7 protein-coding genes and 1 pseudogene are annotated in these 11720 nt (G+C 44.9%); all 8 read right to left on the reverse strand.

What is annotated here, in order from left to right:
* Positions 1-179 precede the first annotated feature (179 nt).
* Positions 180-323 (reverse strand): annotated as a pseudogene (locus BQ7394_RS26590) (DDE transposase); the annotation flags it as partial.
* 642 nt (positions 324-965) lie between these two features.
* Positions 966-1517 carry a hypothetical protein gene (locus BQ7394_RS00480; protein WP_235848633.1) on the reverse strand — a complete coding sequence of 184 codons (552 nt, stop codon included), beginning with the start codon at positions 1515-1517 and terminating at the stop codon, positions 966-968.
* Positions 1518-1627: 110 nt separating this feature from the next.
* Positions 1628-2491, reverse strand: coding sequence for a helix-turn-helix domain-containing protein (locus BQ7394_RS00485; protein ID WP_075555575.1), 864 nt, complete (start codon positions 2489-2491; stop codon positions 1628-1630).
* Between the two features lie 61 nt (positions 2492-2552).
* Positions 2553-6152: a hypothetical protein gene (locus tag BQ7394_RS00490; protein WP_075555576.1), complete on the reverse strand. Its 3600-nt coding sequence runs from the start codon at positions 6150-6152 to the stop codon at positions 2553-2555.
* A gap of 52 nt (positions 6153-6204) precedes the next feature.
* Complete coding sequence (locus BQ7394_RS00495; RefSeq protein WP_075555577.1) at positions 6205-7458, reverse strand: hypothetical protein; 1254 nt, start codon at positions 7456-7458, stop codon at positions 6205-6207.
* A 51-nt stretch (positions 7459-7509) separates the two neighbouring features.
* Positions 7510-8499, reverse strand: coding sequence for a FimB/Mfa2 family fimbrial subunit (locus tag BQ7394_RS00500; protein WP_075555578.1), 990 nt, complete (start codon positions 8497-8499; stop codon positions 7510-7512).
* Positions 8500-8639: 140 nt separating this feature from the next.
* Positions 8640-10163 (reverse strand): Mfa1 family fimbria major subunit, encoded by a 1524-nt coding sequence (locus BQ7394_RS00505; protein ID WP_075555579.1) that lies wholly within the window; start codon positions 10161-10163, stop codon positions 8640-8642.
* A 55-nt stretch (positions 10164-10218) separates the two neighbouring features.
* The gene (locus tag BQ7394_RS00510) at positions 10219-11703 is read right to left on the reverse strand and encodes a hypothetical protein (protein ID WP_075555580.1); all 1485 of its coding nucleotides are present in this window, start codon (positions 11701-11703) and stop codon (positions 10219-10221) included.
* Positions 11704-11720 lie beyond the last annotated feature (17 nt).

The raw sequence follows: 11720 nt of genomic DNA on the forward strand, positions 1-11720 counted from the left end.
TATTATTTTCGGAATATCCCTACATAAATTTATTACTAATAAATTTGTCATATAGCTTTGTTTTTTATCCAAAACAGAAATCAAACCGTTTTTCGTCATAAAGGGTTATCAGTCCTTCTTTGCGTTCTATACAGATCTTATTTTCACGGGCTAATCTGCCGACATCCATAGTCGTACTTCTTTGCGGAAGAACTGAAAATATTCTTGCGTCCCAGCCGCCGTTCCAACAGACCTGCCTCTTTGGCGATACGGTCAAACGAAAACACAGCATGAGGCCTGCCAAGCTCACTCTCATGAAAACTCTTGCGATATTTTTCCAGCAGATCAAATTTTGTGAAGCCCTAAGTAGGGTGAATTTCTGAAATATTTTGTATCTTATTCATATCTTAAAGTTGTTATTTCCCCGTTTTGGCCGTCAAACCTTATTTGCGGGAAAATCTTTAAATATACAAAAAAGCCAACTAATTCACAACATCTTATGTATTATCAATTAGTTAATTTTATACTATTTACGGCTCTTTATTTTTTATTATGGGTAGTCAAACCTCAAATCAAAAATTTATATTTTCTAAAAATCGGGTAGTGAAATACCATCTACTTTTTTTATTCATATGTTCAGTAGTGTAAAATGTTTTTTACATAAAATAAAAAAAGATACAACCAATAACAACTTGATCATCATTAACAATTCTACGCATACATTTATGAATAAACTATATCAATAGGTATTATATAATCCTTCTTTCTATAAAGAATGGGAACAGATATGGTTATCAAATAGTAGATTATATATTGTCTCCATTAGGATTTGGCGATAGGGATAATTACCAAATAGCAAAAATAGAACATTCCTCATTGAAAAAACATGAGAACAAATAAGGATTGCCAGAACTCTTTATAACCTCTTTTTAGCAACAAAAATCAAACGGATTTGTGTTCATTGTTTTTCAATGATTCTCCTATACTCAAAGATAAGGAAATAAGACGCAAGTGTCTTGATTTTCCATAATTCCCTTTTCCTTCAGTTTTTCATACAGTTGTCCAACAGATTTAGTACCCATGCCAGACATTCGGTATAAGAAGTCAAATCCGTTATATTTAACAAATCGCAAAAGATCTTCTACTTGGTAGATATTATATTTCCTGAGTGCACGTAAGGCCCTGAGATTTATGTCTAATTTACTTAAAGGAGAGACTAGCAAGTCTACATATTCCGCAGGAATATCCTGTTCTTTAACAATAATCTTTACATATTTAATTTTTTCTTTTGAAACCTCTTCGAAGCGCATCAAAAGAGACTCATAATTCTGGCATTTGATAGACATACGATCTAATTCATGTTTTAATTCCGAATAAGGCTTCCATTCCAAACGGACCTGATAAAGCCCTTTTTTATACATAGATACCAGATTTCTGGGTGAAATACCTATCCTCCTTGAAACTGTCTTAAGATCTTCTCCAGAAGATAGGGAACAAAATACTTCCCGTATTTGTTTATCCTCTATCAGTTCTGCCATCTCTTTTACAATCTCATTGTAAACTGATAGACATACCACAGGCAAAAGCTCTATACGATGTATATTTATCTTATTATCAGGCATCTTTATTTAAATATTTTCTGATTTTTTCATTTTTTAATCCATCTCTCTTTATTTTTCTCTCTCAATTGGGTGGGAGCCATCCCAAACATCCTCTGACAGTATGCTGTGAAATGCGCGGATGAACAAAAGCCCAGCTCGTCGGCTATTTCCTTGAAAGAAAATTCCGGATCATTGATCATTTCCTGCACCTGTTCCGCTTTTTTCTTCTGTATCCATTTATAAGGACTTTCTCCAAAACACGAATGAAACTTTCGATTAAAAGATCGTTCCGATACATGGTATAAGTCTGCAAGTTCCTTGATCGAATCGGTTTTTTTATAGTTATCCCACACAAACCTTTCAAATGATTCCCCAATATTAGTCGATGCGGAAAAAAAAGCCGCCAGTTCTTTTTTTGTGTAAAACCCCCTCAAAACCAAAAGCAATTCCTGCTGTTTCAGCAAGTGCATATGCCTGCAAAGCAGTCTTGCGTTCAGATATAGCCTGACGGAAGCCAATACATTCATCAAGGGGCTCCTAATTGGAAGGATCATATCATTCGTATCCGTATTATTTTTATTGGTGGACAACGAGTTAAAAAAAAATTTGTTACATACATTCATGTGCTTATCCCAAAACAGGAGCATGCATCTCGAATCTGTAACGGATTCTATCTGGACTTTTATATTTTGAGGTATGTACAACATCTGTCTTTGTTCCATCTGTCCCCCGCGGCAGCTCCCGAAATCCAAATTTACCTCACCTTGAATCACGAAGAGCGCACATGATGACTTACTATTGTCGATCTGGTATATATCTTCCTTGTCCAGTTGGTGATAAGAAAATCCGACATCCGAGTCGATCAGGTAATTCGAACAAGATAGATGCTCTCTCAAATATAGTAATTTCATTTTTCTGTTTTTTTTGATTGTTTATGTATGCCCGTGCAAGCGTTTGCCTGCACGGGCAATTTTATTCAGGTAAATAGTTTTTATAATCATCTGTCACCTCCGGGTCGATGACCGGACGTACAGAATAGGTCATGCAACGCCTATAGGTATCATTTGTAGTGGAGGTTAAACTCCATCCCGAAGAAGCTCCTATAGAATTGAGCAGGTAAGAGCCGGCATGAGTTCTGCTTCTGCCCTGCGCCACGGCAAAGAAGACTTCATTTTTTCCAGACTTTCCATCCATGAAACTGCCGTCATAAATAGTTCCGGGAGACGGTGTTTCTAGACCGTTAGGGTCATTTGAATAATAATATGCGACTTTCAGTGTGATAGCCTCTTTCTGGGACATAATCCTAAATCCATAGGGAGAAGGGTCGAACACGGTTTTCCCGCCGACATCCTCCGGTTTTCCCGTCCTGGCAGGCCGGTTCCAAGGATACAGGAACACCCAGCGTTCATCGAAATGATCAGGTGTCCGATGTGGAAAACATTCATACAGCCAAAAGCTTTGATGGGAGACGATCGCATTCGGTTTTTCAATGCTCTGCCTCATCGTCATAGCGGCTCCTCTGGCTTTTTGGGCATCATCCAGACCATAATTCACGTCGTTGCCCCTCTGTTCCCAAAGGAAATCAAAAGACTTCCCATTTCCATCGTAAAAGTTCACATTTTCCTGTACAGCATACGCAGGGAACGGATCTTTCCTGCCCCACTGGTATTGCATGCCGAATTCTCTATACTTACTTTTATCATACTCGGAGTGGACCTCCTCATAAGCGCCCAGCAGATGCGACATCAATTGGACTTCTCCTGCTCCTCCCTCACTGCCCGGCTTATTAATTTTAATGAGCGTCCTCACAGTCGGGTATTCCTCCACAATCCAGATATGCCAGGACCAAAGTGTCGGATTTCCCTTGATTTTTCCTGATTTAACTTCTATCAGCACATTTCCTGGTTTCTGACCGGGCTTGACATAGATATATGAATTGGGACCAGCCCCTCCCTGCTCGGACAGCTCAGCAAGTCCTGCTCTTCTTATATCGTTCTGTTCACCCGGCTCTTGAATGTCTGTCCACACGATGTTGGCCGTCCAGTCGTCATCCGTGTCCAACTTATTCAGCATAAAATCCGATCTACTTCCTGGAAGAGCTTTCTTCCCTCCCAAGAGAGCATCGTGATCCAGAAGCATATTATAATAATCATAGGCGGTGTTCACCCGCGAAACGGGGATAAAGATACCTTGCTTCGATCCGGCTTTGACCATGTAAGTATTCGCCTCGGGTTGTACTATTCCGGAAACCAACTCCACAAGGAACTCCCTTTCTGGGAAAAGCCCTTCAGGGGAATAAATCTTGAACTTTGCCTTACCGGAGAAAAGGCGCGAGACCGTGAAATCGTCAACAACCGTGAAAGGAACCGGTTTTCCAGAAAGGGAAGGATCCATCTCATAGAAAGGAGCGAACGGCTCTATCACATCACCTGCTCCGTTATCGGACAAAGCCGAAACCAGTTCGATCTTGTATTCGCTATTGGCCTTGACATAATACTGCTTCTCTTGGCCGTCCATCAGATATATACAATTGTTGGCGACCAACAATGACTGATGTAAGAATTTGTCAAAGAAAGGAATGGCATTATATTCTTTCTGTAAGAGGCTAAGTTTTCTCGATGCGCTTCTATCGGTTCCCGCATGTGTAACGGTGAAGATATAAGTAGTATTAAAATTATCGAAATACTCCAGATTCTCCGTGATATCGGGAGCTGTCACCGTGTATCTCCATATCCCTCCCGCAAGTTGATCCGCTTTTTCTATTTTGAACGGGTTGGCGGCTTCGGCATGGAAAACGGGTTCCAGGTCATGAGGCTCTGTCTTCACATAGAAAGTGACCTTGGCACCGGCCTCTTCCGCCGTAAGCGTTCGTCCGTCTTTCATTATCACCTTACCAGGCTGCCCATAGCTCTCGCCGTACTGGTTGACCTCAATAAACTCCAGCGGCCGGCTGCACGCCTCGTCCGCGAAGATCCGTAGGGTGACATTGATATCCTTGGACTGCTCAAAGCCAAGGAACCATTTCATACGGCCCGCTTTCACATAAGCGGCTTTCAGCGCATTCTGGGCATCTTCTGTTTTTTCCGGCCACGTGCGGTCCGTGTCCACCTGCTCCGTGACCGTAAAGGTCACGATTTTCTCGTCGATCGGTGCTGACTTTCCTGGTTCCGAGGGTTTTATGGAATAGCTGATCCACGCGGGCAGCCCCTCTACCGTGAACCCCTCGGGCCAGGAAGTCTGCACTTTCGCCGTCAGGCTACCTCCCTCCCTATAAAAAGTGAAATGATCATCGCTGACCCCCAGCATATATTGCCCGTCATACTGTACATTGGACATTGTGGACTCGTTCCATACCACGACATTGTACATGATATTGGCGGCCGGCCCTTTCTTTGCGTCCTCTTCCGTGTCGAATCCCGGGCCACCCACCGCCGTGATGTTCACCAAGTAACGGTGGTTTCGCAGTAAGGGCAGGTACTCGTATGCAGCGTCGGCCTCGGTTCCCATACGTTTCAAATAGTCTATCCGGAAGAATGTCTCCTTGTCGGGACGACTCTTGTCCGCGCCGGTCAGTCCGACAACGATATAGGGGCGTCTCAAGTAATTTTCCGTATCCTCTTCCGGGATCGTCTCTCCGTTGGCTCCTTGCGTGGCACCTGTCGGCGTGTTGACCGCCTCTGGGACATAGACTTCACGCAATAATATTTTCTCATCCACTATGGCGGATGTCCTGTCGGTCCTTCCTGTCACGGCCGGAGCGGGATCAGGAATGGAAGGCTGTTTCGCCTTTCTATTGGCCTGATCCCAATAAGTCTCGCTCTCGAACGGAGAGATCCGCCCTATTGTGTTGGTGTTATAAAAAAACACCTTGGTCAGCGTTATCCCCTCAATGCCCTCGGCTTTCTCGTCAAACGTGGAAGCCCCTTCCGACGTGTCACTCAGTTTAAGCCCTACATCCACACGTGCCACGGCACGGATCAGGTAGATGGTCCCGAGTTTTGGAACGGCGCCGGAACCGTGATCCACCTTGATCGGATCCGAGACTCCCCACATCGGGAGCTCCCCGTCCTTCCATTCCCCCTTGTCGGGCATGGAGAATGTGAAAAGTTCCATAATCTCTTCCCGTGTTTTTCCGGTCCACTCTTCCGCCCCGGCCTCATCTGACGCGGCGATATTGGCCAGCATCACGAAAGTGCTGGTATTGCCCGAAGGGGTATTTTTCGCCAGCAGGGTCATGGTACCCTTGCTTTTTTTATCATCCGGATTGCTGGAAGGAATGAAAGATGTCACTTTAGCCTCGTATGAGAACTTGTCGTCCTTGTCAAACACAAGTACTCTGATCTTCTCCGCCACCGTCGCGTTCTCTCCCTCCGGCGTAAGGGAGCGGGTTAAAGGATTCCGGAGCCCAAGCCCTTCGACAGACATAGAGACAGATCTCCAACCATCCTTGGCCGGCACTTCCGTTCCGCTGTTTCCACGCTCATCAAGGGGGTCACTGCAGCCTTGTATGAGAGGGATTCCCATAAATATCGCCAATAAAGCGAATATCAAAGTGTAATGTTTGATTCTCATATATTTATTTTTTAACTGTTTTTCTTTTTGATGACATGAGTGGGCATCTTTGTTACCAAGGAATAGCCACCTTCGTATCCTCCCATTCATCCACGACAACATCGTACTCCATGTTCTTGGTTCCTTTTAGCGTGGAGAAGACACGGTAAATGGTATTACGGCGAATATTGTAATATGCCTTGTCATCCTGCTTGAGATCCGGGTTATGAAGCTCGATCTTATACGTCTCATCGGGGTCTCCCGTCCGGTAATCAATAGATAACACCAAAGCCAACGCCTCATCCTTTCCTTTCCTGTAGCCCCCCGGAGCCACATAGATGTAATTACGCGTCTCTCCCGTATACGGGAGCAGCCTTTCTTTACATTTGGCCACAAAGGCGGATTCTCCGGAGCCCTCGTTGGCGCCTTCATGGAAACTGGGCCTATCCGGTAACAACAGGGGTTCTCCCGCATAATCCACCCCCCTGATCATCGGACTTCCCCCGCCGGTAGCGGTGTATTCCTCGGCGGAAGGCAGGACAGAATAACCGCTGGTCTCATTATTTAGAGTGAGTTTCGTCACTATGGAAAGAGGCAACAGAGGAGACAGATAGTTGCCTTCGTCATCAACCGTTGTAAGAATGAACTCGACACGAGCATGCATGCGTTCCAGAAGTATGCTGGGGGAAAGGGTCACCCTATTATTGCCGCCCATATTGTCCGGAACAAGGAAGTTGCATTGGCCTGTCATGGGAAGATATTTCCGGTTTTCGCCTTTCAGATCGTCGGACGTGAAAATTTCGGTTTTCTCCGTCAGCTGTTTTGGATCAGGAATTATATGTTCCTCCTGGATCTTTTTTAGTCCGGATTCGCAATTGACCAATAAGATAAAATTATAATTGCCACCCATCAACTCCAGATCCAAAGCTATATCAGAGTTCCCTGCATTTATTCCGCCCATCTCTCTCATCTCAAAATGGTCAATGCCGGTTATGCCCGCCAGCGGATTGGCCGTGCCTTGAGGATGATAGAAAATGACTTTTTCAGGAGATGTCCCGATGTCCTTATAAGCGAAGAGGAGAACATGCTTGACGGTTTTCTCATATTCCTCCGCACCGATATAGTTCTCTTTCCATCCCCCCTCAGAACGCACAGGGACTTTCGTCATCCGGGAAGCATCGGTGCCCTTATTCATTTCTGCCACGATCCGGATGGGAATACCCGGGACGGATTTTTTCATATCTTCCGTATCAGGCAAGCACCCGGCCAATTGTACAATCGACACGCAGGCCACAGTCAACAACCTTATCACAGTTCCGTATTTCATTATATCTCGTTTTTATAATAATCTCAATTCCTTTCTGATGCCACACGGATCTTAAATCTGTCCCGACATGATATCAGCATCTAATTCTACAGGACGGGAAACGACATTCCAGTCCAAAACGGTCGCCTGTACCAGCGTCCATGTACTCTTCTCATACTTAAGCTTCAAGGTTATGGGAAAATCATGCTCACACTCCAGACTATACGGAGGTTCACCCGAATCACCCCGAAACATGATTATATCATCTACCAGCTTGGCTGTATAAAGGGTCTCCCCGGTTGTCTTGTTAACCAAGGATACGAGTGCGTTCCTGCCTTCCTCCAGCTTCATCAACGTAAAGTCTGCTTTTACTCCCCCTTCTGCATCACGTCTGGCCTCGGCCACATACTCAAAACGTTCGCAAAATGCGATCTGTCCGTTAAAATCATAAACCCCGTTGTCATCTTCTATCTTGATGATGAAATCCTCATCCATAGGGAATAGATCAGGAATGGATCTGATGGTAAAATGTACCCGGTATGTCAATTCCCGCATATTGAAGGATACCCGCTCATATACGCTTCCCATATCATCCCAATTTTCCAGCGATAAGGAAGCGAGTCCGACGTATAAAGGCCCGGGCATTGAAGATATTCGCCTATCTTTCAACCGCAACGCAACCCACATTTCCTGCTTGGTCGTAACGCCGTCCTTAAAACTTGAAAAATCATAGGCCTCCAGGTCGTAACCTCCCCATGCGACAAACGTAAGTTTCCCCATATACCGCAATGTGACGGGCAAGGAATAATCTGCCGAAAGAACCGCTTTTTTATCGGAAAATTCGCCCACCAGCACATCTTTCTCATCAAAGGCAAATATCCGGACCTGCCTGATATCTGACGGATAATCGGGAAATTGTTCGCAAGGGGTCTGGCTGTAAAAATGGAAATTGACGCCTTGCGGACAACCGCTCAAGTCATCGAATACGGCAGAATCGCAACCTATAAGACAACAGGCTAGCAACATGATAAATGTGACAGGATGTACGCTTCTGATTCTCATTTGATATAGATTATATTTGGATTATTAACCGTTTTGAGGTCAAACTGTTTGTCTATTGGAGAAAGAAGGAGAAAAACTCCCCCTTCCCTCTCTAAAGGTTATGTAAAAAGTTATTAGATGAACTCTCCTTTACCTAAATATCACTCAAGAACGACATCACGTGAAACAAGGTTCCACTGGAGTACTTTGGCCTCGACACGCATGTAGGTCTCTTCTTTCTCGATATCCGGATTTTCAGGGTCAGTCGGTTCGGTCGGATCTGTCGGCTCCGGCAGGTACGGGTCTTTAGGATCAGAAGGGTCCCACGGCATTCCCAATCCCTGAAAAGCCGTAATTGTCAGGAGATAGGTATTGTTACGGCGAACATCAGCATTCACAACCGTCTTTCCTTCAGTATCCGTTTGACGGTTCCACAACGCACGGTATGCGCACCTTCCATTAGTATATGTATAGGCTTTTTGATTTGGACTCAACTGGCTTTTCTGCGCGGCTTCCTTGCTGGCATAGATAAGACCATCACCTTCACCTCGATAGAATGTTGTTCCTTTTTGATAATTAGTCTCTTTAACCAATTTTCCATCTTCAAGCTTCCATACTTCATTCGGAATATAAGTAGCATAGATTTTGGCATAAGGCAAACGGTAGAAACCGAAATTCTTATTTGCAGGAGTGAATTGTGCCTTGTCTACAGAATTCTCCAAGAAATAAATACCTGCTCCATTCTTTGCTTCAGCAGCACTTGCAGAAACGCTTTTGGCCTCGTACATACCCAGATTATCCACAGTTCCGTTTTCCGGCAGGATATTCCCTAAACGGATCAGATGTTCCTTGGCCGATCCATTTGGATCTTTAGCATTCTCGAAATCGGCATATCCATCAATCGCCGATACAAATTCCGCGTAAAGTCCGTCAGCTCCGATTGTACGCTCTCCCGCATGATTACGGAACAGATATGTTTTTACGGCACCGTTGATAGCAGCATACATGATGTCATCAAGAGCAACTTTCCCCTTATTATCTACGGTCGTTTCTACCAAAGCATCACCCTTTGCGACTAATCCTTGTGCCACGACACGTTCCACATCAAAGGAGAATACATTTTGAGCTTCACTTGTGCCTGTTTTGGCAGTTTCCTCACTGATGTCAGGAGCAATGGTTCTCTGTTCGGCTTTCGAAGTCATGACAAACTTATCATCCGTAGCAAGGGCCTTAATGTTTTCTACTGCTTCAGCTGCATTACCGAACACATTGTCCGAAGCTGTCACAATATCGATTGTAATAGAACCCTTGTTAAACAACAACGCCATCGATTGTGGACCAGGATTGGTTTTCCATGGAGCAACCGTAAAGATACCGGAACCTGCTGTTGTTTCCCAAAATTTATCGGCTTCATCAGGCGCTGTCCCCAACGTCCAAGTTAAAGACCGATCGTTCGAGAGAAGCTGTAATTCCGAAAGTTTGCTCTCCGCTTCTCTTCCCCCGTAATCTTCCTGTTTGTCATTTACCGCTTTGGTTGTCACATCTTTCACAGTGGAAATGTACATTCCGGCGAATGTACTTCCTCCGGTAGGATTCTCTACCGGAGGAATATCGTCATTATTACAGGCTGTCATGCCTAAACCTAAGACCGCAACGCCTGCTAAAAGAAATTTGTTTACTTTCATAACTTAACAGTTTAGTGAATAAATAAATTAAATATTGTTATATAAAGTCTTAACTTTATTCATAAGCATCTTCGCCATAGAAAGCTCTGGCACGGTCATCTCCCTGTTTATAAGCCTCCTTCAGCAGTTTTTCAGCCTTCTTCCAGTCCCCTTTAATATGATAGGCGACCGCCATCGGGTAAAGAGCCCGGCTATCGTTCCTCACACCGCTCAACACCCGTAAGGCACTATCCGCCTTTTTCTCATATTTTAGCAAGGCGTTGGCATAGTTCAAGATCGCCACCACGTCCCCGGGAAACTGTTCGTACGCCTTCCGGAAAACAGGGAGAGGGCTCTCCCCTTGGATAAGATATATTTCCGAGAGCTGGTACATCTCGTGTGAACTCAGGCACTCCGGCTTCACGGCAAATATTCCAGGTAACTCCTCCTGAGTATAAGCCCTTACGTCGAAACAGAAACGAAAGGTCGTACGGCGGAGTTGCGGATAAAACTCATTCAATAGGCTGTCATAGGTCTTGCCGTTGTCCAAATTCCGTATGGCGGACTCCCGTTCCGTATCCGTTGGATACCGACTTATAATAGACAACACCTCTTCTTTATTGGATAGAGAAGAAATGCTTACGAGCTTTTTAAGGCCCTCCCAGTCCTCCCCGACACCGACCGTCCGATAAATCGCAGCCTTTTTAAGTCCGGAATATTTTCTGGAGATATAATTTGAGAGCGCAAGGGTACGTCCTTCCGCCAATGATCGGTTATATTCTGATTGACCCTCGGGAGAAGCGAAGCCCTCTATGAGGACCTCTTTCAACTCGACCCCTTTTATGCCCAGATTTCTCGATATGAAGCCTTCCAGCCGGGCGAGCTCTTGTCCGTTATTAGCGAAAGCCTTTCTCAGTTCGTAACTCGCCACGGGAAAAGTGACCTTGCAGTCAAAGGAGTCTTTATAATACTTGACCACCATCTTTTCCGGCTCGAGGAAATCATACACATAATCCTCCTCCTTGAAAACATGCTGGTCAATAACAGCCACAGTGCCTTGATTTTCACGTATGCCACAATCAAAACAACCTAATAATTCCTCTCTAACCACGACATGGCCATCCGCCATCCAGCGCTCAAACGGGACGGATTCCTGAAAGGAAATCCCCTGCTCCTGCATGTCCGAAAAAGGATAGAGCTTATTGTCGAAGTGCGATGTCCTGAAATTTTCACCAAGCGCCTTCGAGCGCATAATGGCCTTATATCGTATTCTGCCCGCTATGCTGACGGGCGTAAAATCAATCCTCTTATCCCCGGAGACGGAAACTATGGATGGATAAATGACAAGAGCTTCCTGTGCCCCCAACCGGGTCACAGCGTCCACATGCAGGGATAAACACAGTTTTTTCCCGTCCGCACTTCGCTTGATCCCCACATCATATCCCCAATGTAATGATGAAATGTTCCGCTCAACGACCTCTTGAGCCAGCCCGGATATAACCGTCAAACCAAGGCCGGCCCAGACTGCTGATAGTTTTATATAATAATGTATTGATCTCATGACTTCATGTTTTTATA

This window comes from Parabacteroides timonensis (assembly GCF_900128505.1).
GTDB classification, from domain to species: domain Bacteria; phylum Bacteroidota; class Bacteroidia; order Bacteroidales; family Tannerellaceae; genus Parabacteroides; species Parabacteroides timonensis.

Coding starts and splice junctions, on each gene's coding strand:
- BQ7394_RS00485 (WP_075555575.1), bottom strand. CDS start 2,491: ATGAAATTACTATATTTGAGAGAGCATCTATCTTGTTCGAATTACCTG.
- BQ7394_RS00505 (WP_075555579.1), bottom strand. CDS start 10,163: ATGAAAGTAAACAAATTTCTTTTAGCAGGCGTTGCGGTCTTAGGTTTA.
- BQ7394_RS00490 (WP_075555576.1), bottom strand. CDS start 6,152: ATGAGAATCAAACATTACACTTTGATATTCGCTTTATTGGCGATATTT.
- BQ7394_RS00510 (WP_075555580.1), bottom strand. CDS start 11,703: ATGAGATCAATACATTATTATATAAAACTATCAGCAGTCTGGGCCGGC.
- BQ7394_RS00495 (WP_075555577.1), bottom strand. CDS start 7,458: ATGAAATACGGAACTGTGATAAGGTTGTTGACTGTGGCCTGCGTGTCG.
- BQ7394_RS00500 (WP_075555578.1), bottom strand. CDS start 8,499: ATGAGAATCAGAAGCGTACATCCTGTCACATTTATCATGTTGCTAGCC.
- BQ7394_RS00480 (WP_235848633.1), bottom strand. CDS start 1,517: ATGGCAGAACTGATAGAGGATAAACAAATACGGGAAGTATTTTGTTCC.